The sequence below is a fragment of the Larkinella knui genome (genome assembly GCF_003858645.1).
Classification (GTDB): domain Bacteria; phylum Bacteroidota; class Bacteroidia; order Cytophagales; family Spirosomataceae; genus Larkinella; species Larkinella knui.
Map to the genome: position 1 here is coordinate 1 of NZ_RQJP01000003.1, position 26,019 is coordinate 26,019.

General features: G+C 50.1%; 21 protein-coding genes. 2 read left to right on the forward strand and 19 right to left on the reverse strand.

Features of this window, described 5'->3' with window-relative positions; all coding sequences use genetic code 11:
* The 17 genes from EHT87_RS13890 to EHT87_RS13975 form a co-directional block, all read right to left on the reverse strand.
* On the reverse strand, positions 1–2,050 hold a 2,050-nt coding region (locus EHT87_RS13890), incomplete at its 3' end, for a DUF11 domain-containing protein (protein WP_221622021.1).
* A 504-nt stretch (positions 2,051–2,554) separates the two neighbouring features.
* A complete protein-coding gene (locus EHT87_RS13895; RefSeq protein WP_124907265.1) occupies positions 2,555–5,776 on the reverse strand; it encodes a hypothetical protein in 3,222 nt (1,073 codons plus the stop codon).
* Positions 5,777–5,846: 70 nt separating this feature from the next.
* Entirely contained in the window at positions 5,847–6,923 is a 1,077-nt protein-coding gene (locus EHT87_RS13900) for an NAD(P)/FAD-dependent oxidoreductase (RefSeq protein ID WP_124907266.1), read from the reverse strand.
* Positions 6,920–7,636: a (d)CMP kinase gene (gene cmk, locus EHT87_RS13905; RefSeq protein WP_124907267.1), complete on the reverse strand. Its 717-nt coding sequence runs from the start codon at positions 7,634–7,636 to the stop codon at positions 6,920–6,922. The genes EHT87_RS13900 and cmk overlap by 4 nt, the downstream gene beginning before the upstream one ends.
* A 30-nt stretch (positions 7,637–7,666) precedes the next feature.
* Positions 7,667–8,230, reverse strand: coding sequence for a GNAT family N-acetyltransferase (locus EHT87_RS13910; protein ID WP_124907268.1), 564 nt, complete (start codon positions 8,228–8,230; stop codon positions 7,667–7,669).
* Between the two features lie 58 nt (positions 8,231–8,288).
* Complete coding sequence (locus tag EHT87_RS13915) at positions 8,289–8,879, reverse strand: LutC/YkgG family protein (RefSeq protein WP_124907269.1); 591 nt, start codon at positions 8,877–8,879, stop codon at positions 8,289–8,291.
* Positions 8,879–10,240, reverse strand: coding sequence for a lactate utilization protein B (locus EHT87_RS13920; protein ID WP_124907270.1), 1,362 nt, complete (start codon positions 10,238–10,240; stop codon positions 8,879–8,881). The genes EHT87_RS13915 and EHT87_RS13920 overlap by 1 nt, the downstream gene beginning before the upstream one ends.
* A 582-nt stretch (positions 10,241–10,822) precedes the next feature.
* Positions 10,823–11,005: a helix-turn-helix transcriptional regulator gene (locus tag EHT87_RS13930; RefSeq protein ID WP_262707752.1), complete on the reverse strand. Its 183-nt coding sequence runs from the start codon at positions 11,003–11,005 to the stop codon at positions 10,823–10,825.
* Positions 11,006–11,019: 14 nt separating this feature from the next.
* Positions 11,020–11,529 (reverse strand): hypothetical protein, encoded by a 510-nt coding sequence (locus EHT87_RS13935; protein ID WP_124907272.1) that lies wholly within the window; start codon positions 11,527–11,529, stop codon positions 11,020–11,022.
* Positions 11,530–11,610: 81 nt separating this feature from the next.
* On the reverse strand, positions 11,611–12,348 hold the full coding sequence (locus EHT87_RS13940; RefSeq protein ID WP_124907273.1) for a (Fe-S)-binding protein: 738 nt from the start codon (positions 12,346–12,348) through the stop codon (positions 11,611–11,613).
* 71 nt (positions 12,349–12,419) lie between these two features.
* Positions 12,420–13,202 (reverse strand): endonuclease/exonuclease/phosphatase family protein, encoded by a 783-nt coding sequence (locus EHT87_RS13945; RefSeq protein WP_124907274.1) that lies wholly within the window; start codon positions 13,200–13,202, stop codon positions 12,420–12,422.
* 75 nt (positions 13,203–13,277) lie between these two features.
* Positions 13,278–13,604: an L-rhamnose mutarotase gene (locus tag EHT87_RS13950; protein WP_124907275.1), complete on the reverse strand. Its 327-nt coding sequence runs from the start codon at positions 13,602–13,604 to the stop codon at positions 13,278–13,280.
* A gap of 88 nt (positions 13,605–13,692) precedes the next feature.
* Positions 13,693–14,970, reverse strand: coding sequence for an L-fucose:H+ symporter permease (gene fucP / locus EHT87_RS13955; protein ID WP_124907276.1), 1,278 nt, complete (start codon positions 14,968–14,970; stop codon positions 13,693–13,695).
* Between the two features lie 49 nt (positions 14,971–15,019).
* On the reverse strand, positions 15,020–15,802 hold the full coding sequence (locus EHT87_RS13960) for an L-fucose dehydrogenase (protein ID WP_124907277.1): 783 nt from the start codon (positions 15,800–15,802) through the stop codon (positions 15,020–15,022).
* Between the two features lie 79 nt (positions 15,803–15,881).
* Positions 15,882–16,706: an amidohydrolase family protein gene (locus tag EHT87_RS13965; RefSeq protein ID WP_124907278.1), complete on the reverse strand. Its 825-nt coding sequence runs from the start codon at positions 16,704–16,706 to the stop codon at positions 15,882–15,884.
* 109 nt (positions 16,707–16,815) lie between these two features.
* Complete coding sequence (locus tag EHT87_RS31590; protein ID WP_229321087.1) at positions 16,816–17,025, reverse strand: four helix bundle protein; 210 nt, start codon at positions 17,023–17,025, stop codon at positions 16,816–16,818.
* 129 nt (positions 17,026–17,154) lie between these two features.
* Positions 17,155–18,009 carry a fumarylacetoacetate hydrolase family protein gene (locus EHT87_RS13975; protein WP_124907279.1) on the reverse strand — a complete coding sequence of 285 codons (855 nt, stop codon included), beginning with the start codon at positions 18,007–18,009 and terminating at the stop codon, positions 17,155–17,157.
* Between the two features lie 128 nt (positions 18,010–18,137).
* On the opposite strand from EHT87_RS13975, the gene EHT87_RS13980 reads away from it, so the two are divergent.
* Positions 18,138–18,323 (forward strand): Uma2 family endonuclease, encoded by a 186-nt coding sequence (locus tag EHT87_RS13980; protein ID WP_262707755.1) that lies wholly within the window; start codon positions 18,138–18,140, stop codon positions 18,321–18,323.
* 9 nt (positions 18,324–18,332) lie between these two features.
* Here EHT87_RS13980 and EHT87_RS13985 read toward each other — a convergent pair whose 3' ends face one another.
* Both EHT87_RS13985 and EHT87_RS13990 read right to left on the reverse strand, forming a co-directional pair.
* Positions 18,333–20,789, reverse strand: coding sequence for a carboxylesterase family protein (locus EHT87_RS13985; protein WP_124907281.1), 2,457 nt, complete (start codon positions 20,787–20,789; stop codon positions 18,333–18,335).
* 24 nt (positions 20,790–20,813) lie between these two features.
* Positions 20,814–22,253 carry an alpha-L-fucosidase gene (locus EHT87_RS13990; protein ID WP_124907282.1) on the reverse strand — a complete coding sequence of 480 codons (1,440 nt, stop codon included), beginning with the start codon at positions 22,251–22,253 and terminating at the stop codon, positions 20,814–20,816.
* A 791-nt stretch (positions 22,254–23,044) separates the two neighbouring features.
* On the opposite strand from EHT87_RS13990, the gene EHT87_RS13995 reads away from it, so the two are divergent.
* Positions 23,045–26,014 (forward strand): SusC/RagA family TonB-linked outer membrane protein, encoded by a 2,970-nt coding sequence (locus EHT87_RS13995; RefSeq protein ID WP_229321089.1) that lies wholly within the window; start codon positions 23,045–23,047, stop codon positions 26,012–26,014.
* Positions 26,015–26,019: the final 5 nt, after the last annotated feature.

Genomic DNA, 26,019 nt, shown 5'->3' on the forward strand with positions numbered 1-26,019 from the left:
CTACAGTCCCCGTCAGACTACAGGGCACCGATGGGCAGGTGCCCACCACCACCGGGGTGGTGTTGACGGCTGTACACCCACTGCCGTTGGTGATGGTCACACTGTAAGTGCCACTGTTGATCGCCGTGGCGTTAGCCAGCGTTGGATTCTGTTGGGTACTGCTGTAGCCATTGGGACCTTTCCACTGATAGGAAGTGCCTCCCGAAGCACTTAGCTGAATGCTGACGGCACTGCCACTGCACACCGTTTGCGAGGAAATCTGAGCCACCGGCAATCCTTGCACGATAACGTTCACAATAGCGGTGCCACTACAATTTGGCCCGGTCACAGTAAGTGTATAACTACCGTTATGCGTTAATTGAGCGTTGGAAATAACGGGATTCTGAAGGGAAGAGGTAAAGCTATTCGGTCCCTTCCAGCTATAGCTATTGAATCCACTGGTGGAGGTTAGACTTACCAGATCACCCACACAAACCGAAGCAGGTAATACCCCAGCAGTCGGATTACAGATACAGGCTTTGATCTCGACCGGCTGTGTAATGGTTTGATTGCTGCAACCATCCGCGCTAAATACCGCCAGCGTATAACTCCCTGTGTGGCTTAACTGCGCATTATTCACCACTATCAGTTGCCCGGTTTCGTAGAACCCGTTGGGGCCAGTCCAAATGTATTGATACGGTTGGGATGCTCCACTGACCGTAGCCGACAAGCTAAAGCTCCCGCCTATGCAGGCACTACTACTGACCGATGTCGCAATAAGTGGTTTGGGCAGAATTTTCAAACTGGTTATGGCCGTTCCTGAACACGTTGCGGCACCAGTGATGACCACGGTATAACTACCGGTATTGGCACTGGTAGCATTCGGAATGGTTGGGTTTTGCACTGAACTTGTAAATCCATTCGGCCCAAACCATTTGTAGATTGTTCCACCATCTGTTGCAGAAAGTGTAACCGTCCCTCCTTCACAAACCGGCGAGTTACAGGTTGCGATTGGTAGTGTGCCCACCAAGGCGGTTGTACTGGACAACGCCGTGCAGTTGTTGGCATCCGTTATTTTCACGGTGTACACGCCAGCATTTGCCGTTGTCGCTACGGGAATAATCTGGTTTTGACCGGTTTTACTAAATCCATTTGGGCCCGTCCAGGTATATAGATACGGTCCGGTGCCTCCCTGGGCAGTAGCATTCAAAGTCAAGGGACTGGCTTCGCAGGTTGGATTGGCCGTCGCATTAGCAATAATTTGACACGCAGGACCCGGGATAACTTCAATAGCACAACAGCCACCCACCGGGCAGCTTCCAAACATTCCAGAAAATGAATACGTACCAGGCGATTTTATAACTAATGTGCTGCCATTGGCAACCGCCTGATTGATCGGAAATTGATTCTGACCGTTTCGGGTCCATTCAACACTGGTTAACAGAATGGGGATCGTGACGGTGAACTCATCCCCCTCATACCACAAAAGTGGAACTGAAAAGCAGACCATCGCCAGGTCATCCTCCGCCAAATCATGGTTACCAGGAACCGAATTGGGATCTGTCCCTTGCATGGCCGTTACTTCTGCGGTATTAAACCAAACACCCCTTTCCAGAACTTTAGCCTTTAATTCCAATACAACGGAATCACCGGCAGCAATTGAACCAATGGTCCAGCCGCCCGTTGCGGGTGTAAATGCGTTAGCACCCTTCAATACGGTATGAGTAGAATATTGGGCACCAGCGGAAATTTCATCTTTCACGACAACTCCATTGGCGGCCGCATTGCCATCGTTGCCGACCACTACCGTGTACGAGACAATCTCATTCAGCGCGGGCTTGGAATTATTTATTTTCTTGTGAACGTACAGATTGGGATTTTGGGCAACCGCTATGGCGCCACTGCATACTACTAAAACCAGCGTTTGCCAAAACCGGCGGGATACTATACCTGCATTGGTTTTATATTGTTTAAGCAAGCAATCAATTGCCAGTGCGTAACCTTTTTTGACTTCCTTTGGAAGGTACGAATACCGCGAAGCAGCACTCCCCTGGACATTTAACCTATTCATAAAGGGATGTGGAGTCAATTGACACTTGTCAGCTTGCACTGGAGAGAGCGATGGAGTCGGTGTTAGTTGAATTACGCTAACATCCCCCCTACGGCTTTGGCTACGTGGATTTGTAGTCTGCCGAATTCTATATATACGCAAAGTAGATGTTTTTTTCATCTGATGACCTTTTAATTCTGTTCGACCTCTTTCACCAGCAAACAGTGTATACCTTATTTCAGACTTATCAATACGATAAAAGTCACTTCAATGCCGAAGGATTTGCGTCAAATACTAGCGCCATCCGGGTAACTGATACATTTTCAACCCACTTGGTCGGCTTTTGTCGTTCCGCTGCCTAATTCATTTGGGCTCGAGCTTGCGACGACAAGCGCAGCATTATTATTGTATACACAAACAATAGCTAAAATTATGCCACACGTTGCAGCCCATGAGAAACTAAAGGGGGCTAAACGCAAAAAACCCTGCCGCGGCAGGGTTTTTTGTATAAATCTTAATTTTAAATTAGAAATCGTAGCCTAATGTCAGGTAGGCAATGGGTTTTCCAACCACATTATTTTCGACCCCCCAGGCATAATCAAACTTAACGTAGTAGCCGAAGAGCATCGTCCGGGCTCCGGCTCCATAGCCCAGCAGGAAGGGGTTCTTAAAATTAGTTACAGTAGCCTGAAAAGGATCACCAGCGCCACCAACAACCTCCGTATTCAGGCTGTTCTGACGGCTAAATGGTCCTTTCCCCGCCCAGGCCGTTCCAATATCGCTAAAGGCGACTAACTGGAAGTTCCGGAGGAAATTGGAAGTGACCGGCCCGCGATGTAAAAACCGGATTACCGGCAACCGAAGTTCAGCATTTCCCAACATATAGCTGGTACCCGTCAGTTTACCCAAACGGAAGCCCCGCAGTGGAGCAGCCAGATCCAGGAAGAACACATCGCGATTGTCCCGATTGGGCGACAGCAGCAATGGATTGTTTGCTTTAGGATCTTTTATACCCTCCGAAATACCAATCCAGTTTTCCATCCCGCCCAATGTGCTCTTTTTGGGGGCCGGACCAGCCGAATGACTTCCTGAGAACCGCAGTGCCAGTGTTATATCGCGATGAATTTTCTGATAATGCCGCAAATCAAGGGAAATACGGTCAAAACTACCCGCACCCCGGCGAACGCCACTTTCAATCTTTTCGGTTAAACCAATGTAATTTTCATAGCGGATTTTGAAACGGGTTCCCTCAATCATGTTCATCCCGTTAAGGGTCGTGTTATCAAACACGTATTCCGCTTTGGCTCCGGTATAATCTGACGAACTGCCACCTACCTGGAGCAAATCCAGATACCGGGTTACGATATAAAAGGGCGCCACCGTAAACCGGCTGTTTACCGATATGGGATATGATGCCGAAACCGTTACTTTGTTAAACCGGTATTTCTGGTATTGGCCCGCATCGGAAAAAATGGTTTTCCGGTCAAACCGGGCACTGTAGTCAATCCGATTAACCAGTTTATGGTACTCGGTGAAGAGATCGCTGTTTTTCAGGTTCGTCGTAATAAACAAACCGGCCCGAATGATGTGATTCTCCAGCAAGTCATTCATCGTTAGCGACTGAAAATAACCAAAGCCCCGAATTGGGTCGATACGCCAGTCGGAACTGGCATCACTGGCTACAAACAAACCCTGGTACTTGTAAGGCCCCCGAATCGTAACATTCTCCCGGCGACGGGACCGTGGTAGCGCAACCGAAGCCGTTGTATTCAGAGTGCGCCGTTGCTTCACTTCAATCGACTTGGCCACATCACTATCGAACTGATAATTTTCCGTGTCGACTTCACCCGGTCCTAATTTCAACGAAGAAGCGGCAGTGGAATCAACAACCGGAGCCTGAGCCGAATTGGCCGAGCTGGTACTGGCGGTCGTCGGTTTGGTAGCGGCAATGGCTTTTGGTACTTCCTGAACCGCGGCCCGGCGCGTAAGTGGCAATTGGAGCGACTGACTCAAATTTACTCTCGAACGAAAGCCAATTACCTCGCTCCCATTTTTCAACTGGCTATACACCATGGCACCCGACGTTGGATTGAGGTCATACCGACGGATGTTCTGGGGAAAACCGGTAACAAATTCTCTCGATTTGGTTTCAACATCCAGACGGGCAAGGTTACGCACCCCGGTTGCATCGTCGAGGTAATAGACCGTGCTTTCAGTAGCCGCTACCGGTCGCATCGCTACACTGAGCGAGTCTGTCAACCGGCTCACTACTTCAACACGGGGCGACCCATCGTGCAGAAACAGGCTGAGTTGATTGCGGATGGATTTGTAATTTCCTTTATCGACACCCATTGAATCGATATGCCGGTTGGAAGAAAATACAATTTGCCGCGTGCGACCCACAAACTGCGGATACAAATCATCGTATAAATCATTCGTCAGTTGCTGTGCGGTGCCCCGGCCAATACTGAACAGATACAAATCATTCTGCCCCCGGCGGTCGGCGCTGAATACTACGCTCGCTCCATCGTCGGATGCATCCATATCGATCACCTGACCAACGCCCCGAACCACGATCCGCTGCTTCAGTTTTGGTTTCTTATCCAGATCACTGTATATATAGAGGTATGTCTGCCCTTTTTCTTCGGTCAATACCAGCAAATTATCACGTTGCCACGTAACTAATGGACTGGCTGGCTTCACAGGTGATTCGTCCTGTTTGTAGCCTCCTTTTCGAATTACATGCTTCTTTTGCGTCTGGGTATTGACAATCGTTACCTCAAATTTTCCCCTCCAGGCGGTTGCGTAGGCATAATGGCTTTGATCGGGGCTTAATTTCAGGCTGGTTAATTGGGAAGGTTCCTTCAGACTCGAAACCGTCAGCTGGAACGTGTCCTCCCCCGGTTTATAACCATCGATTACCGGTTTTGCCATCGACGCGTAATACTCCCGCCACTCGCGCAGGAACCGGGAGTAGGGAACGCCCAGCGTACTGGCAATGCTGTTCTGCTCGTTCCGAATGATTCGGGTAAGATTGAGGATGTTGGAAATATTATCTTTCCCGTAGCGTTCCGCAATGTAGTTCCAGATGGAATGGCCTACATACATGGCTTCATCACCGACCAGCGTAGATGGTTTACGGATGGGGCGCGTTAAAGCAACATCGCGCATGTAGTCGTCCAGTTCAACACTCCAGCCATCGGCAATGTACGAGGCAATACCCGGCATATACCATTCCGGCAATGAAAGCAGCAATGAGCTTTGCAGGGCGTCTTTCAAACTGCCGCCATACAACATATCATACACAAAAAGCAGCGAAACTTCCCGAATCAATTGCTTGCGGAAACTAATCTGGTCGCCCGTAAAAGCGAGTTCCAGCCGTGATTTTGCCAGACTAAGTTCTTTGTAATTCGTACCACTGGGCGCACTCAAACCGATGTTGCTCTGGGCGAGTTCCTGAGGAGAGTTGTAGATAAAGACTTTAATACGGTTATACGGCGTATAACCCAAAATCTCCGTGATCCGGTCAAAATCGGTTTCGGCATATTGCGCCGTCAGATTGGCAATCTGGTTCCCTTCCTGGTAAAAATAGATTTCAAAGTTGGAGGTTTTAATCACCTTCCAATCGAATTTCCGGTATTGGATGCGGTTTCTTCCAAACTGCTCCTGTGAAGGGTAATTCTGGGCTACCGCTCCACGCAGTACCAGCAACAATCCGGCTATACACAGTATAAATCGCTTACTCATAAATGACGCTACTTTTATGCTTTGTTTTAGGGCTACCGATCTGCCCGGTTTTACCAACCAGCGTGAAGCCTTATTCACCATTTTTTCCACTGTAATATAACGAAAAGCTACGCTCAATATTCACCTCCGGGTCTAATTCTTTCCGGCCTTCTAAAAAGTCGACGAATTGGCCGGCAAAAAACGGCGCCAGGGATACCCCCTTGGTACCCAATCCATTGAAAATTCCCACTGCCGGAAAAGCCGGATGAATTCCGATCAGGGGCCGCCGGTCTTTCGTTGCCGGACGGATACCGACCCGCTGCCCGACGATCTGGTAAGGTACCTTCAGCAATCCCTGTAACTTCTGTTCTAAAAACGCTTTTCCATCCTCTGTTGTTTGCCAGTCGATGTCGTGCCAGGTATAAGTAGCCCCGATCCGATAACGGTTTGATTCAACGGGCATTATGAACACTCCTTGATTAACGATATTGGTAACCGGATAATTGTTCATTGTAACATCCAATAACTGTCCTTTTACCGGATTGTAAGGTAACCAGTCAAATAGCGGATTTTGATTAGCGTGCGGTCCTTCGCAACAAATCAGGTGATGAAACGACTGTTCCCGCCACAAAACGCCTTCCGCCCTGATTTCAAGTTCGTTATAATTAAAATCAGCTTCGATGTATTGGTTGCTTTGCTGAAAAAAAGCCCGGATTGCGTTTAAAAAAACCGGTACGTCGACCCAACCGGACCGGGTTACTTCCAGTCCGCCATAGGGATTGTGTACATACGGCCGATATTGGTGATCATCAACCGTTTCAGCGATATACTGGCTAATGGACGAGTCGGCCGTTTGAGCCAGATAGGTGTTTTGTTCTTCAACCGAACGGTAAGGGCGGTAAATGTTGGTAAAATGCAGGAAATGAGCGTCTAATTCCTGCTCGACTTCGCCGTAAAAAGTCTTTAGAAAAGGAAATAACTGATCGGCTTTCCAAGTGCGAACGAGTTTCTTACCGGTCAGCGGATTGAAAATTCCCGCAGCAGCCAGCGAGGCCGAAGGGCGTTGGGGCGAATTGACCAGAAGGACCTTTTTACCACGTCGATGCAGCGTCCACGCCAATACAGAACCGGCAATCCCCTGTCCGACAATTAAATAATCGGCGGTCATGTATCCAGAGGTTTGAAGTGCCCTTTTCGGTGAAGTCTGGAAATTTTTTCGTCCGCCAGCTGAACCACCCATTCGATCTGTTCGTCGAGGGTTATGTAGGATGTATCCAGTTCAATGGCATCCTCGGCTTTGCGAAGCGGTCCTTCGCTCCGATGGCTGTCGATGTAATCTCTTTTTAACAGGTTTTCGAGGATCGTATCCAAGCCCACCATTTCGCCCCGTTGCAGCAACTCAATTTGCCGGCGTTGCGCCCGAATGGTCGGATCGGCCGTCATAAATATCTTCAACTCAGCGTCTGGAAATACCTTTGTTCCGATGTCCCGCCCGTCCATAACAACTCCCCGTCTGCGCCCCAGTTTCTGCTGCTGGGCCACCATCGCATACCGGACATCGGGAATCGCGCTCACCTCACTGACAATATTGGAAATGTACATTTTCCGAATTTCTTCCTCAATATTCAACCCATTCAAACAGGTCTCGTTGCGACCGGTTTTTGGATTAAAATTGAAGCTAATATGAACGAGCTGGAGTGCATCCTGAACGGCTTTGGGGTTGGTCAGGGCAACATGGTTCTGAAGAAAATACAAACTCACGGCCCGGTACATGGCACCCGTGTCGATATAGGCATACCCCATCCGGGCAGCAACCTGCTTGGCCGTCGTACTTTTTCCACAACTGGAATAGCCGTCGATGGCAATTACGATTTTTGGCATGAGTGCAAAGAAACAACTTTCCGGGGAACCCTACTGCTTTCCGGCCATGGAAATACTTCCCTGCCGGGCCACAAATTCTTCGCGGAGCAGGGCAAATATGTGTTCGTCGAGGTACTGATTATTTTTAATGGCGGCTTTTTTCAATATGGCTTCGGCCCGAAAACCGGCCTGCTCCAATACCCGCATCGATACCTTGTTGCCTTCCAACACACAACCAAACAAGCGGTTGACCTGAAAATTGACAAAAATATAATTGACCATTGCCGGCAGAACCTCGGTCATTATGCCCTGCCCCCAGTGGGCCTCCCCCAGCCAGTAACCGATCTCGGCGTTATGCCGGTAAATGTCTTCTTTGATGGTGAAACCGACGTTCCCAACCGCTTTTCCGCCAATATCGATCGCTAAATTGACCGGCTGCTGGTAGGAACGGTTCATCCGTATCCAGGAGCTGGCATCGCGTACGGTATAAGGATGTGGAAAAAAATCCCGGACACGGTCCCAGATCTTTCGGTTGTTGGCCTGCTCTGATAACGAAAATTCGTCGCCATCGCGCCATGACCGCAGAGTGCAGGTATCTAGATAAATGGTTGCCACGTTACTGCCCGTTTTTGGCCAATATACGGTTTTTACAACATGGCCTTTCACTTTTTGGTTATGAATTTTGCAACAACACTACCGAAAGGCTCCGGGCTCCGTGGGCACCAATGACCAAAGCCTGCTCAATATCAGCGGTTTTCGACGGTCCGGCAATGAAAACACCAAAGCCCGACTCGCCCACGTTCAGCCGCTCGTAGGCGTCGTGCATGTTCGGAACCAGATCGGCGGTATTCACTAGCAAAACCAGGTGCTGACAGATAAATGGCAAAACGCGATGGCCGGTTTGCTCCTCCGGCACCCAGATGGCCGAGTTCTCGGCCACTCCGAAAACACCCTGGATAATCGCCAGATCCACAGTTTCCAACTGGTGCGGATCAACGACGTCCCAGTCCGTGGTGGCCAGGTGGTTCAGAGCCGGAACTTTACTCACCACGCGGGGTAAGTCGCTGTAGGTTTGTCGGATATACGTCTCCGCTTCTTCATAATTGGCGACCAGAACCGGTGTTCCGCCAATGAAGCGAAGAATTTCCGAAAACTTGGCGACCAAATCCGGATAGTCGGACTGGAACGTGGCCGTCTCCGGCAAGGGCTGCAACTCGGGCTTGTTTTGCTTGACAGCAGAAAGAATTCGTTCGCGACTCGTCATTATTTCTTATCTCTATTCACGTACCACTCCCGGAAACTCTCCTTGGGTGGTTCCGGCATTTCACGTTGTTTAAACCACGGATTCAAGGGATTAGATACCGAAAATGGTACCAGCCGCATCATGGTCCGACCGGCTTTTCCGGAAAAACGAAACAGTTTCGGGCTCGATAACACGCTCGCCATCAGCTTCATACCCTGCTTTTTGGTAGTATCTACGTAGCCCTCGGCCACCAGAACCTGCCGCCATTTGTAAAGCTGATCGTGAATGTCAATCTTGACCGGACAGACGTTCGAACAGGAACCGCAAAGCGTTGAGGCAAAGGGCAAATCGGCATTTTTTCGCATGTCCAGATTCGGGGCCAGAATCGATCCGATTGGCCCGGCGACCGCATTGTGGTAGCTGTGACCGCCACTCCGGCGATACACCGGACAGGTGTTCATGCAGGCTCCGCACCGAATGCACTTGAGCGAATTCCGGAAATCCGGGCGCCCCAGTTGCGTGGTCCGGCCGTTGTCCACAATGATGATGTGCATCGTCTGGCCGGGCCGTGGCCGGTGGAAATGGCTCGAATACGTCGTAATGGGCTGACCGGTGGCACTGCGGGCCAGAAGCCGCAGAAAGACGCCGGTGTGCCGGGCTTTCGGAATGATTTTTTCGATGCCCATACTGGCGATGTGCACATCGGCCAGGTGCGCGCCCATATCGGCGTTGCCTTCGTTGGTGCAAACCACAAAACCGCCCGTTTCGGCAATGGCGAAATTGACACCGGTGAGGGCGGCCCGGCGGGTCAGGAATTTTTCGCGCAGGTGCTGACGAGCGGCTTCGGCCAGGTATTTCGGATCAGACGCTCCTTTTTCCGTTCCCAGGTGCTCGTGAAATAATTCCCCGATTTCTTCCTTTTTCTTGTGAATACAGGGCATCACAATATGACTGGGCGGTTCGCCAGCGAGCTGAACAACGCGTTCGCCCAAATCGGTATCGACCACATCGACGCCTTGTTCGATCAAAAAATCGTTCAGATGGCACTCTTCCGTCAGCATCGACTTGCTTTTGACCATCTGGGTTGCCCCGGTTTCGCGCAAAATCTGAAGTACGATCTCATTGTGCTCCCGACCATCGGCAGCCCAGTGAACTTTTACCCCATTCTTGATGGCATTCGCTTCAAATTCAAGGAGGTATTCGTCCAGATTAGATAAGGCATTGTGCTTGATCCGGGATGCGGCTTCACGCAGGGCTTCCCATTCCGGGATTTGAAAAACGGCTTTGTCCCGCTTCTCGCGGACAAACCAGAGGGTTTTATCGTGCCAGGTCGTACGGTCAACGTCCTCGGTAAATACTTCGGCGGCTTCGGAGTGATTCATCAGTTTAGAGGTCACGGGCTTTTATTCGAACGGGTTTGCCGTCCCGGGCAATGACCGTTCTTCGTCGTTTCGTTTTGCCTGTTCAATAACGCGCTGAACAGCCCGGCGCATACCATCCAGAAGCCTTTCCTTTTCCGGTATGGTTAAAATTTTACCTATTTGGGTTAATCTTCACCCAGATTTTTTATTAACAAATTAAGCGTCATCTCTACTACAGATTCAACATTTTGTTCAGGCAAATGGTTGATGCGATTCAACATTATTCTTCCAACTTCAATTTAGAGGGTGTTTAAAAAAAGCCGGAGGCCTTTTCTGTTACTAGTCAACAATACCTCCACTTAGCTTATCGCTCCGGAGGAGCGGCCTGAACGTGTTTTTAGCCCGCTCCTCCGGAGCTTGTGGACATTGGACGGCAGGAGGACTAGTAACAGACCGCCCTTCCAGGGCTTTCAGGATAATTCAAACCGGTTTTTAGTATTTACAAACTCCCGACAATTCAGTACTTCCGACAGAATGGTGTAAGCCGCCGTTGTTTTCCGGCCCCATTGCATCCTGCTACCCTATACAGATTTGACATCTGGTTTAATCCGTTTCTTCCAGTTGAAAGATCTCTTCTACGGTTTTCTCAAAGACCTGCGCCAGTTTCAACGCCAGAACCGTGGAAGGCACGTACCGACCGGTTTCAATCGAATTGATCGTTTGCCGACTGACCCCAATCTGCCCGGCCAGATCCGCCTGTGACAAATCCTTTTCAGCGCGTGCCACTTTAATACGGTTTTTCATAAGGCCATCAAAACCGTCCGTTCGTTCCGGCGAATGGCGAGCCGGAACCGAATGATGAACATGAGCAAAACCGTAAACATGTTATAAATCATGACATTCAGGAAAAGACCGCCGTGAACTAGGATGATCAGAGCGCCCAAAACGATATAATTCACATACACCGCCCATTGCAACGCTTCCAACCGCAACCGGCTAATCATTTCATCTTCTACTTTCTCTTTCGAAAAAGCCACAAACAGCAACCCGATGATGATGCCGATGGCGGCTAGTTCATCCGTTAAATTGAGGGTGTTATGGTGACTGGTCAGAAAACTGCCGCCATCCGTCATCCACCAGAAAAGCCGGTATAAAAATCCGGTATCCGCTTTTGGCGCATCCAATAAAATGGTCAAAAAATCAAGCCTGAATTCCTCGTACATTCCCGCCAGACCGAGGATGGCGGATGGAACAAATAAAATCCAGCCAATCAGCCGGTAACGATTCGGGAATAACCAGTGTGTTTTCATAGTTATATCAAATTAAGTTGACCAAATGTAAAACTAGCTTTACATATTGTCAAGATACGTATACAACTATTTTTTCAGCGGTTAGCCCTGATTCAGGATTTCAGCAATGTGCATTACTTTCACCGGCAGCTTGTTCCGACGCACAATGCCTTCCAGGTGCATCAGACACGACATGTCGCCACCGGTCAGAACTTCCGCGCCGTTGCGAATGTGATCCTCAACCCGGTCGATTCCCATTCGGGCCGAAACCGCTTCTTCGAACACACAAAACGTTCCGCCAAAACCGCAGCATTCGTCTTTTCGATCGAGGCTGATCAACTCCAGTTCATCGACCATGTTCAGGAGCTTTTCCGGTTTGGAATACGGAGCCGCCACCAGTTCCGACATCTGGGAAAGGTGCAGGCCGCGTTGTCCGTGGCAACTCTGGTGCAGACCCACTTTGTGCGGAAACCGGCCCGGCAACTGATCTACTTTCAGGACATCCGTCAAAAACTCGGTCAGCTCGTACATGTGGCTGCGAATTTGAACGGCATCTCCCTCGCGCTTGTCCGAATGCAGGTGTTGTTTAATGTGAAGCGCACAACTCCCTGATGGACAGACAATAGCATCGTAATTGTCGCCAAAATTATTGACAAACAATTCATTGCAATCGTGGGCCAGGTTCTCAAAACCCGAATTGGCCATCGGTTGTCCGCAACAGGTCTGGTTGAGCGGATACGTAACCGAACACCCCAGTTTTTCCAACAGTTGCAGCGTCGCAATGCCAACTTTTGGATAAAACTGGTCTACGTAGCACGGCAAGAAAAGGGCAACTTTCATCTTTTGTGAGTAGTTTACGTCAGGCCGTTCAACGATGGCAGCAGCGGTTCTTCACCCCTGACGACCACCCATTACCGCCCAATTTTTTGGGGCTTTCGGAAGCGATACGTTGCCAAAACCGGCAGATGGTCCGAAAATTTGGGCACATTCAAAACCCGGTATCGAACCAGTTCCAGTTCGCTTTGCTTCAGACTCAGGATATAATCGATCCGCGCTCCGGTGCCAACCAGCGTCGACGTATGCGAATCTTTTCCGGCATCCACCCAGCGTTCCATTAGCTTTTCAATTTCCGGATCATCGGGATCGGTGTTGAAATCACCGCACCAGAACACGGGCTGAATGCTGTTTTCCAGCGTCTTATCAATGAATGCCAATTGCAGGTTTCGGTTCAACGTCGATTGATGGTCGAGGTGTGAATTGCAAAACCGGACTGTTTTCTCATTTGGCAACTCAATATAGGCACACTGCAAAATCCGTTGTTCCGTTTTATCCGGATTTGGCAACATCATCTTCTGACTGGCAATGATAGGATACTTGGACAAGATAGCTGTCCCGTACTTACCTCCTTGAAAATCGATAGCTGCCCCATACAGCGGATACATCGACGTGAGCCGGGAAAGCTGGCCCAGATGATCCTGTTTCCGGCTTCGGGTTGTCACACTATCCACTTCCTGCAAGGCAATCACGTCGGGACTGTATTCCCGGATTAGCCGACCAATTTGAACAATGGTATTGTGTTCCAGTGCATTAGCGCCGTGATGGATGTTGTAGGTCAGCACGGTAAGGGTCGATTGCGCAGTTGCTTTCTGCAAAAATCCACCGAGCATCGCGGCAAGAAATACACAAATTCGCATACATTCGTACAGTTGGTTTTCGCCAAAAATACGCACAAATCCCGTTCCTGACAGCTTCCGGTCTGCCCTGGTGCTTTAAAGCTTGAAAATGTTATCCAGCAACATCCATTTTTCGCCCGGTTTTGCCATCGGCAGCGCCTGCTGGTACGTCCACATCAACGTCTCCCACTCCTGCACGTTCGGGTTGCTGGCATCCATTTCGGCCTTTTTTTCGAAAGAAAAAGAAGCGTCGGTTTCCATGATCATAAACAGACGGTTACCAATTCGGTAGATTTCCATTTCCGTAATTCCCGCCGACCGGATGCTCTCCTCAATTTCGGGCCGGAGTTTCTCGTGGTATTTCTCGTATTCGGCAATCAAAGCCGGATCATCTTTCAGGTCAAGGGCAAAACAGTGGCGCATAGTTTTAATTGTGAATGTGTGAATGAGTAATTGAGTGAATAGATCGAAGTTCGCGCTTTTTAATTCACTCAATCACTCATTCACACATTCACTCAATGATTTGAGGTTTATACCCCCGCCAGCCGTAATAGGCGACGACTAGAAAGCACAGGAGGGGGACGATGTAGGCTACTTTGATGTTGCTTTGGTCGGAAATGTAGCCCATCAAAACGGGAAATAGCGCGCCCCCCGCAATGGCCATCACGAGCAGGGACGAACCCAGTTCCGTATCCTCCTCCAGTTTGTTGATGCCCAGCGAAAAGATGGTGGCAAACATGATCGACTCGAAAAAGGGCACCGCAAAGATCGCCCAGACCGCAATCTGGGAGCGCATGGTCATGGCGACCAGTAACAGCAGCACACTGATCAGTGAATAGATCGTCAGCAGGCGGTTGGCGGGAATGAAACGCATGAGGTACGTTCCGATGAAACGACCAATGAGAAAGCCCAGCATCGCCCAACCCAGCCATTCAGCGGCCGTTTTTTCGGGTACATCGCTGGAAAATTTGGCAAACCGGATGAAAAAACTCGTGACGCAAACCTGGGCTCCCACGTAGAAAAACTGGGCAATAACACCCCACCGCAAATGCCGGTGCCGAAAAACACTCCCCAGCGTCGACGGCGCTTTCTTTTCACTTTCGCTGATGTCCGGCAATTTCGTAAACATAAACAATGCGGCCACCGCCAGAACAACGGCGCCAATCACCACATACGGCATTTTCACCTGATCGGCTTCGTATTGCAGATAGCTGTTGAGTTGCGCCGGCGACATTGCCGTAAATTCGGCCTCCGAGTGTTCAATACCGCTCAGGATCACCCGACCGCCCACGACCGGTGCCAGAAAAGCGCCCAGGCCGTTGAACGACTGGCTAAAATTCAGCCGTGTCGTAGCCGTGGCCGGATCACCCAGAATGGTTACGTAGGGATTCGCGGCCGTTTCCAGAAACGCACAACCCGACGCAATGATGAACAAAGCCGCCAGAAAAAAACCGTACATCCGCGTGTCGGCGGCCGGAACAAACAGGAAAGCACCCGCTGCGTACATCAGCAATCCGGCAATTATTCCGCGCTGGTAGCCGTATTTCTTCATCACATACCCCGCCGGAAGCGCCATAATAAAGTACCCCAGATAAACCGCCGAATCAATCAAAGCCGACTGTAAGTCAGTCAATTGGCAGGCTTTCTTGAGGTGGGGAATCAGAATGGGTTCCAGATTGTGGACAAACGCCCAGAGAAAAAACAAACTTGTCACCAGCGCAAACGCCAGCGTATACCCGCGCATTGAACCGGTGGTTTTGGCAGTAGTGGAAGTGGGAACGGATGCCATCGATGGTTTAGGAAGTTAAGGATTCAGGGGTGGGAATGGTGTCGACCGGCTAGGTCAGCGCACGGTCTAAATGCACGTATCCGCCGTCCACGTAGATCAGCTGGCCCGTCGTGTGGCTGGATTTGTCAGACAACAGAAACACCACCATGTTGGCAATTTCCTCCGGTGTCGTCATCCGTTTTTCCAGCGGTATTTTAGACACGATGCTGTCCAGTTTTTCCTGCGGATTGTCGAATGTTTTGATCCAGTTTTCGTACAAAGGCGTCCACGACTCGGCCACCACGACGGCATTCACCCGGATGCTGTACGGCAGCAATTCAACCGCCCATTCGCGCGTCAACGCATTGCGGCCTCCGTTGGCTGCGGCATAGGCCGAGGTGTTTCCCTGCCCGGTTTCAGCGGTTTTCGACGTGATGTTTACAATCGCGCCTTTGGATTCTTTCAAAGCGGGCAAAGCATGGTGCGCCATCAGGTAATAATGAACCATGTTTTTGTGCAGTGATTGCATAAACCGCTCGTAATCACCTTTTTCCAGCCCTACCCCATCGTTGACACCGGCATTATTGACTAATCCGTCGATGCGTCCGAACCGGGCCAGGGTTTGCTCAACGGCTTTTTTACATTCGTCAGGCTGCGTCAGCTCGGCGGCAATTTGAAACGCTTTTCCGCCGGTTGCCGTAATGGCGTCAACGGTTCGCTGGTTGTCGGCTTCGTTGCGCCCAATGATTACCGGCGTGGCTCCTTCGGCGGCCAGCACGGTCGAGATGCCCTCGCCAATGCCCTTTGCCCCGCCCGTAACGATGATTATTTTGTCTTGTAGGTTCAGGTTCATACAGGTACCCACGGACTTTAGTCCGTGAGTTTTTAAATTAGTGAATACTAAACGGGAACGCCCGCCGGTCCGTGGGTACTTACAACGAATAAAACTTCACCGCATTACCGCCAAACACCTTCTGGCGGACTTCCTCGCCCCACGGTTTTACGTAGTCTTCGACGATGGCTTTCATCTGTTCGTATTCCGCAGCGACCAGGCAAACGGGCCAGTCGGAGCCGAAAGCCAGACGGTCGGGGCCGAAATGTTCGAAAACGACATCGAGATACGGGCGAAAATCGTCCGGTTTCCAGGTTTGCCAATCGGCTTCCGTCACCATCCCCGACACCTTGCAGGACACGTTCGGATTCTTGGCAATTTCGGCCATATAATTCGACCAGGTGGTGATCTTCTGATCCCTGATATACGGTTTGGCCAGGTGATCGATGATGAACGGAACTTCCGGAATGGTGCGAACCAGATGCAGGGCGGCTTTCAGTTGACTGGGATAAATCAGGATGTCGTAAGTCCAGTCAAAAGCGGCCAATTGCCGGACACCGCGAATGAATTCCGGACGCATCATGAAATCGTCCGGTTCGCCCTGCACGACGTGCCGAAATCCTTTCAACTCTTCAAACTGCGAGAAAAACTCCAGCCGTTCGTACAGATTTTCCGCCCGCAGATCGACCCAGCCCACAACGCCTTTGATGAAGTCGTAGGCTTCGGATAGCTGTAGCAAAAACAGCGTTTCGGCTTCGGACTGATCCGCCTGAACGGCCACACAGCCATCGATGCCGTTCTGTTTCAAAACCGGTTCCAGGTCGGCGGGTAAAAAGTCCCGCCGAATCCGTTGCATGTCTTCCGTTATCCAACCATCCCGTTCCGGATCATAAAACCAGAAATGCTGGTGCGCATCGATTAACATCAGAGTTAAGAGTTAAAAATTAAAAGTAGTTTTAAACTGACGGCTTCTGAGCACTTATCTGAATTGCTGCTAAGATGCGAATAAGTTCCTCACAATCATTTAACATAGATCATGACATCTGATCGGTGAAATAATCAGTGGCATACAACAACCGAAGCCAATACCGAGTTTCTCCTGCTTCTTTGTAAGAAATACCCACTTTAGCACTAAACTCTTTCCTTGAATAACCTCCTGTGGCTTCTTCAAGATTTGCAGCGATCGAAATACCACTTTTTAGCAATTGTTCCGCAATCTTAGAAGGCACTTTATTCAGAATCAACTACTTATACAGGTTAACAATTCGTACGGCGAATGCGAATGCTTTCGTCTGAACAATACTGTCTTTCGGATCTGCCATTATGAGCCATACTTATAATTTTTAACCGCCCGGGCGGCCCCGTTTTAATTCTTAACTATAAGAAACGGCGGTTTGCTTTTGCGTTCCCAGGCCTTCGATTCCCAGTTCAACGACGTCGCCGGGTTTGAGAAACCGTTGCGGTTTGAGGCCCATGCCGACGCCGGATGGTGTTCCGGTCGAAATGACATCGCCGGGGAGCAGGGTCATGAACTGGCTGATGTAGCTGACGAGCGTTGGTACATCGAAAATCATGTCGTCGGTATTCGAATCCTGTAGTGATTCGCCGTTGACGCGCAGCCAGAGGCCCAGTTTATTCGGATTGGGCACCTCGTCTTTGGTCACCATAAACGGTCCCAGGGGGGCAAACGTATCGGCACTTTTGCCTTTTACCCACTGCCCACCGCGCTCGAGTTGAAACGCCCGCTCGCTGTAGTCGTTGTGAACGGCATAACCCGCGATGTAGTCGAAGGCGTCTTCTTTGGAAACGTACGTGGCTTTTTTACCGATAATGATTGCCAATTCCACCTCCCAGTCCGTTTTTTCGGACTTCTTCGGAATCATGACGTTGTCATCGGGTCCCACCAACGCCGTGGTCGACTTGAAAAAAAGAATGGGTTCGGCCGGAACCGGCGCGTTGGTTTCAGCGGCATGTTTGGCGTAGTTCAGTCCCACGCAGACAATCTTGGAAGGTCGTTTGATACAAGACGCCCGCCGAACACTTCCGGAAACACCCGGACAGCCTGAAGCGTTGGTTTCCAGCCAGGTAGCCAGTTTTTCCAGGCCGTTGGTCGCGAAGAAATTTTCGTCGTAATCTTGTCCGAAAGCGGATACATCCAGACTGGCACCCGAAGGCAGCATAACACCGGGGCGCTCGTTGTCCGGTGGGCCAAAGCGAAATAGTTTCATTATGAAGGGTTTACTTTTTGATACTAAAGGGAAAAACCGGGGAATTATAACGGTGGGCGCAAAAATAAAGCGTAAGCGCCGGATTGTAACAGTCGCGGTGAAATCTTATTCTAATAGGTACGCAAAAGATAAATTACGCCCTCCACGGCGTGCAGGAATACTGGATTGTCGACGTCGAACACGAAACCGTCGAACAGTATTTGCTCGACGGTAACGCGTTTGAGTTGTCTCAGAAATTAAAAGATGGCAGTCTGGAATCCGAGGTGATTAGCGGTTTTCGGGTGGCGATCAGAGAAATCTTCAGCCAACCCTGACCCGCTGGCTTACTGCCCCACGTCTTCCCGATTTTCCAGCTTCCAGTTGTTGTCGAAAAAACCGGCTTTCCGGACTCCTTTGATGCCGTCTTTCGCCATCTCCAGGCCGAAAATCATAAAATCCGGAAAACCGCTGCCGGCGGCAAAGTACTGATTGGCATCGGCGACTTTCAGGCCCGGCATTCCGGTTCCGGTTACCACGGCGACGGAAGCAACCGGGCTATCCGATCGGGGCCAGCTAAAATAGGCACTGATCTCGTCGCCGGTATACCGCTCATTTCCAATGGTTAACACATTTCGGCTCACCTGAATCGGGCAGTCCTTCAGCAATTTATTCCAGGCGTTGTTTGTGCTGGCATTTCCAAAAAGCACCACGCCCCGGTCGGCAAATTGACTGGGGTTGAATTCCTTATCCGCGATTATATCCACGGCTCCGTTGCCCCGGTAATACCAGGTTTCGGCGTCATACCGGGCTTTGTTGTAGGCCCATTCGTTTTCGGCCGCCGTTCCGGAAGTGCCATACACAAAAACCATCCGATGATTGAAAGGCTCTTTAAAGGTTCCATTTCGGTGGGCACCTTTTTGAGTTAGAGCCGGTTTGGTGCTGATTTCCCACGGGCCATTTTTAGCCACAAACAGCTTTTCAGCCGGATTTTTCACCTGATACAAAATCGTTTTTAAACTGTCCAGCGTAATCGCTACGGTTTCCCCCGCGGCAAAATCGGCCAGACTCAACGAAAGCAGGCCAACGTTTTCGGTTTTCCCGGAAATCGTTCTGGCTTTCTTGTCGCGTTTCAGCTGAAGGCGACTGTACTGCAACGGATGTTGCTGCTGCTCAACGGATACCCAACGCATCGTTGACGAAATGGCGGGATTTGCCGTCGTAAAGTCGATGACATTGACCGCGCTGTCGGCGGCAATGCGGTGCCATTTAAAATAGTCGAAAACCGGTTTCCAGTCGACGCTTTCATTTCCGTACCAATGCGAACCGCCGGGGTATTCGTAGTGCGTAAAATCGGGATGAAACGTACCGAGCAATTTGCGCATCTGGCGGGCATATTCCACCGAAACCGTGCGGTCGGCATCGCCGTGTAAAATGTAAACGCCCAGCGGTTTGTAGTTGCCCGCCAGCGCCAGAACGTTGCTGGGATTGCTGGTGCGCAGCAACATTTTTTCCAGCGCCGTGCCGCCTTCTTCCGGTATTTTTCCGTCGTGGGACCCATAACCGGCCAGCGTCGGATAGCCCGCGCAGGGCGCAATAGCGGCCCAATTACCAGGAAAAGTGGCCCCCAGATACCAGGTGCCGTGTCCGCCCATCGAGTGTCCGGTGAGGTAAATCCGCTGCGGATCGGGTTTGAACTGTTTTTTTGCAATGTCAAGGACTTCCAGCGCGTCCAGTCGTCCCCAGTCTTCCCAGTTAAATCCGCGGGGCCGCCGGTTGGTGGGTGCCACCAAAACGCCCCAGTCTTTCGGCTGATAGGCCCGCGCCTGCCCAATTGCTTCCACCCCGGCACCGTGTACGGACAAAAACAAAGCCGGAGCCTGTCCATCCGGTTTGGTTTGGGGTGCCACGCCAAAGTACTGAACACTGCCGTCGATGGCGCTGATGAACGTTTGACTGTAGTGTTCGCCCGGCCCGGCCACACTCAGGGTTACTTCTTTCTGATCGATAACCTTCCCGGATTGCAGCAAATCAAGCCCGACTTTTCCGTCTTCTTTGTTGGAAACGCCCGAGCCATCCATCCGAAATCCCACCTTGCGGGTTGTCATAGCCGGTACAACCGGCAAGTCGGTCGTGAGTTCTTTACCAGACAGGCGGGTTTTTAGTTTCAGGCCCGTTAACGCTTTTTGGGTCGTGTTGACCACTACCACCGCTCCCCATAGCGGCTCGGTCTGATGGCCCAAAACGACACTCGGCAAAGTCGGGTCTTCGATCTTTAGCGATACCGGTTTTTCCGGAAAAACCAGTTTGGCCGTCAATCCCTGGAAACGTGAAAACTGGGAAGTACGGAGGTAAATTTCGTTCGTCCCTTTCCGAAGCGCCACCGGAACGGCAAGCCAGCCAAGCGCATAAGGATCGCCCGCGTGAGGAGCGCCGTTGACATACACCATGTTATGGCCGGTTGCGTGCAGGACGGCTACCTGGTCGCGGTCGGCCTGATAGGTTAAATACAGGTAGCCGTTGTTGAACGAGCGGCCCCGGAATTTGCCTTCTTTATCCGGTGTCACGGCCTGCCAGCGCAGCGAATCGGTGGGGCTGGCCGTCAGTCCCTGTCCTTCGGCCGGTTTTTTCAAATCGCCACGGTATAAATGATACGCCAGCAGGTCGGTATACAAAGCTTCACGTCCGTATTGATGACAGGGGCCAATTGCCAGACCTTGAGGAAACGTATAAATTCCCTGCGCACGGGTATGGAAAACCGTAGCAAGGGCAACAAGCACACTAAAAAGAATCCGATTTTTCATTTGAAAAAAGTCTATGCGATACGACTACCCAATTTTAAAAACCCAAACCGGTTTCCCGGCCAGTTGCTGACGAAGCTTTTCCGGCACGCTTACTTCCATCGTATTTCCTACTTTTTTCCATTTCAACACCTGTTTCGTGCCCAAAATAGTCACGGTTTCTTTTGATACGGTAGACGTCAGGGGTAACGTAATGGCTGCGGGCAAAACCGTTTCGGTTTCCGTTGGCAAATATGAAGCATAGCGGGTTTTGCCGTTCGTTGTGAATGCCCACTGATTCTGGCGGTAGGGTGCCAGCGGTTTGGTTCCATAAATCGACTCGCCATTGACACTCATCCACGCCCCAATTTCGGCCAGCCGGGTATAGGCTTCTTCGTGCCATTCGCCGTCGGGACCGGGGGCGATGTTCAGCAACATGTTGCCATTTTTGGCGACAATATCGACCAGCATTTGAACCAGCTTACGGGCCGGTTTAAAGTTTTCTTTCGGAATATACGACCAGCTATCGCCCATGGTCAGACAGCTTTCCCACGGAATCGGCATGTAGTGATCGGGAATTTGCTGCTCGGGCGTTACATAATTTTCGAATTCGCCCGAAACCGTGCGGTCGACGACGAGCAAACCGGGCTGGTTTTGCCGGCCCATCCCCGCAATCCGGCCCATGTCGATGTCCTGGCTGTAGGGAATCGTCCGCTGCCAGCTTACCGTCGAGTCGATTGTGCTGGCCGGGCGCACCCAACCGCCGTCCAGCCACAGAATATCCACTTTCCCATAACCGGTCATCAACTCCTGAATCTGGTTGTATGAAAAGTCGCTGAACTTCTTCCAGAGCTCGGGGTATTTTTTAGGGTCGTAACTCACGTTGCGGTCTTTGGGCGGAAAATACGGCCACCAATAGGATTCGGTATTCCAGTCGGGTTTGGAAAAATAGGTTCCCACCATAAAGCCTTCGTGCCGAAATGCCCCCAGAATTTCTTTGGTGACGTTGCTGCGCGGATTCGACGCGAAGGGCGATTTGGTGCTGGTGATTTTGTAGTCGGTTTGCTTCGTATCGAACATGCAAAACCCGTCGTGGTGCTTGGTTGTAAAGATCATGTATTTCATCCCGGCGGCTTTGGCGGCTGTGGCCCAGCGCTCGGGGTTGAAGCGGGTCGGGTTGAACGTGGTTTGCAGATTTTCGTAGGCCTTTTTGTACCCATACCAATTGCCCGATTCCGGCCCGCGTCGCACACACCAGCCTTCGTCTTCCGGGCAAAGCGACCACGATTCGACCACGCCCCACTGGCTGTAGGTTCCCCAGTGCATGAGCAAGCCGAACTTGATATCCTGCCACTGGTTCAATTTCTTCTTAACCAAACTGTCTTTCGGCCAGACGTACTTACTGTGATTTTGTTCAGAATGCTGCTGGGCAAGAACCGGCCCGGAGGCCATGCAGGCAATTACAAATCCGATGAAGAGGTATTTCATTATGAATTAATTAGGTTGTATGAAAAAAGGTATTGACTAAAGCTGCCTGTTGGAAGACGCCAAAATTTATCCGGGCGCGAACGACTTTTGCAAAGCTAAAATGAATTTTCCGGCGAGGTACGGCATCAGGGCGGTTTTACCTGATGCCTTAACTGGCTTAGGGCTGTCAACGGATCGACCGGGCATCTCCGGGGGCAATTCTACCCTGCTCCCGTCTGATATCTCCGGTTTACCCATCGGTGCCAACCCCTGCATGGCTTTCAGAAGCCGGTTTTTGGACGCAAGGTCCAATGGTTACGCCATCGTTAAATTATTAATTGCCAAGGTCCAATTTTGGGCTCTGCAAAGGTAAAAATTAAAAAATTTTAAAAATAATCGCCTGCTCAATACATTTATTACCTAATAAAAACATTATTTTGACAAAAAATCCGAAATTAATTGCTGGTTCAATCCCCAATCACCTAATAACTTATTGCCATAACAATTAATCTGAACATTGCCTATGACGTAACCATGTACATCATCCTCTCCCAAGTACAAGTAATACTTTCCGATTTTAAGGCTTTGAGCATCTTTTCAGATGTATGGAGCTTGCTTTGCAAAATTTTCTTATCCTCAAACAATCAAAAATTATGAAAAGAAAGCAAGAAGTAAAATGTCCGTTATGGATAAAACTTACTTTTTATCAACTTGTCGTTTTTACGGCCTCCATTAGCGTATCGGTTGCCTCACCCACGATTTCAAAGAACAAGTTAAAACCTGGGGTAAGGTCCGAAGTCAATGCAAAATCAGTGACTGGTAAGGTAAGCGACAGCAAAGGAGAGGCAATTCCGGGCTCTACGGTCGTTTTAAAAGGAAGCGACGTGGGTACTACCACCGGAGCAGATGGCCGGTTTTCGATCCAGGTTCCGAATGATGCGTCCGTTTTGGTATTTTCATCAATCGGCTTTACGACGAAAGAGGTGACGGTGGGATCACAAAGTGTCATAAATGTGGTACTGGAAGCCTCCACTGCTCTTCTGGAAGAGGTAGTAGTAACGGCCCTGGGTGTACAGAGAGAAAAGAAAGCGCTGACCTACGCCACGCAGCAGATTGGGGGCGACGAATTGCGCCGGGCCCAAAACACCAACTTTGTGGATGCCCTTAATGGCAAGGCAGCGGGTATCGACATCAAAGTAAGTAGCTCCGGTGCCGGTGGTTCTACCAGAGCTGTCCTGCGGGGAAACAAATCGTTGCAGGGCTCTAGTGAGGCTCTTTATGTGATCGATGGTATTCCGATGGCCAATAACAAAGGCGGGCAACCCGGTTCGTATGGTGGAACCGACGGTGGAGATGGTCTTTCAGCCATTAACCCCGCCGATATCGAAAGCATCAGCATATTGAGAGGAGCCAATGCTTCGATTCTGTATGGTAGTCAGGGGGCTAATGGTGTCATCCTGATTACAACCAAAAAAGGCAAAGAAGGCAAAGTATCTGTTGACTTCAATTCCAGCGCGGTTGTCGAACGAGTATCCGGTCTTCCCAAATTTCAATACCGGTATGGAACCGTGGGTGGCGATTATAGCTGGACGCCTGTCGGTACAACGGTTGTTAAATCGGACAATTATCAGAAAGATTATATTAAAGATTTCTTTCAGACGGGTGCTACCTATAACAACACCTTGGGAATCACGGGCGGGAACGGAAAAACAAATGTTTATTTTTCCTACGCCAACATTTCTTCGAAGGGGGTATTACCAACAAACACCTACACGAAACATAACTTTTCGTTCCGGCAAAGTACCAAACTGCTAAAGGACAAGATTACCGTAAGTTCCGGTATAATCTTATCCTCTGAAGTGTCCAAAAACCGCCCGGGTGCGGGGTATTATAACAACCCCCTGACTGGTTTGTATCTATTCGCCAGAGATCGCGACTTCAATAGCTACAAAAATAATTACGCCGTGTTCAATCCCGACCGGAATATGGACAAAATGAACTGGTATTCGACGGAAGAGAAGCAAAACAATCCGTACTGGGAAATAAACAAAGACCCGAAACTGCAGACGAACAAACGCATCATTGCCAATGCAAAGCTCTCCTATGAGATCGCCGAGAATCTTAGATTTGAGGTAAGGGGTAACATTGATTATAACAATGTTTTGGACGATAAGCGCTACGCGGCCGGTGGTAACTCGGTCAGCGTTAGCCCGAACGGCACCTGGTCTTACAATAAGTACACCGATCAGTCCCTCTACACAGACGGTATTCTTACTTATACGAAGAACTTTGGCAATATCAGTTTGAATGCACTGGCCGGACTTAGCTATCAGAAAAACACCTTTTACGATGGACTGAGTGTGGGTAACGGTACGGTTGCGCTGCAATATCCCAACGTATTTACGTTTGCGAACATGCCCTATAACGTGATTTTCAGTAACGATGGACGTTATAGCAATACCATCAAGCAGGGGGCATTTGCCAACTTGTCTCTTGGGTTCAAGGACTTCCTGTTTTTGGATCTGGCGGGACGGAATGACTGGGCTTCTACCCTGGCGCTTACCGGTAACCAGTCTTATTTTTACCCTTCGGTTGGTGGATCTGCGGTCATTAGCCAGATGCTGAATTTACCTCAGGCCATTTCATTCCTAAAAGTAAGGGCTTCCTTCTCACAAACGGCGAACGAAGTACCTTACAATGTGGTCAATCCGCAGAACAGCATCGGTGGTGCCGGTGGGCCAACGGGCATCGGTGGTATCAACCGGAACACGCAGGTACCGTTTACCAACTTGAAGCCTGAAAAAATCGTAGCCAACGAGTACGGTATTGAAGCCAAGTTTTTGAAAGGACGTCTGGGCGCTGACTTTACGTTATACAACGGCGTGAGTACCAATCAGTTCCTTTCCCTGGCGGCACCTTCGGGATCGGGCTATACGACCTATTATGTGAATGCGGGAAAAATCACGAACAAAGGATTTGAGCTAACCTTGACTGCCGAGCCGTTCCGCACCAATCGTTTTAGCTGGAATACTTCGGTCAATGCGTCCCAGAACAAAAACAAGATTGTTGAATTGATTCCTTCGAATCCAACCTATCAGGTGGGTGGTGATAATGAAGGTTTTGCCTCGATCATCAAAGCAGGTGGTTCTTTCAACGATGTGTACATTTATAAGTTCAACCGCAATGATGCCGGACAGATCATTCTGGACAAAAATGGGGTTCCAACCAAAGCCGCTACGCAGACCATCGTAGGCAATGTGAATCCCAAGCTCATCCTGGGATGGACCAACAACCTGAGTTACGGCAACTTCTTCGCCAGTGCACTGGTTAACGGAAAATTCGGTGGCGTTGCCTTCTCTAAAACCGAGGCATTCCTGGATTCGTATGGCGTAAGTGAACGCAGCGCGGAGGCAAGAGATGCCGGTACGGTCGCCATAAACGCCGTGACACCCGAAGGGCTGGCGGTTACGTCTATTGCCCCATACACCTACTATTCGGCCATCGGTGACCGGAACAAGATCATGGAACCGTATGTGTTTTCAAGAACCAATGTCAGGTTAGGACAGTTTGTATTGGGCTATAACTTCAAATCCAAAGGTACAAACCCGATTTTCAAAGATGCCTCGGTGTCTTTCATTGGTCGGAATTTATTCTTCTTCTACAAAAAAGCACCTTTCGATCCTGAACAGGCGATGAGTACCAATAACTCCCTGCAATCCACGGACGTGTTTGGTATGCCATCCACCCGATCGTATGGATTAAACCTGAAGCTTTCATTCTAAAACAT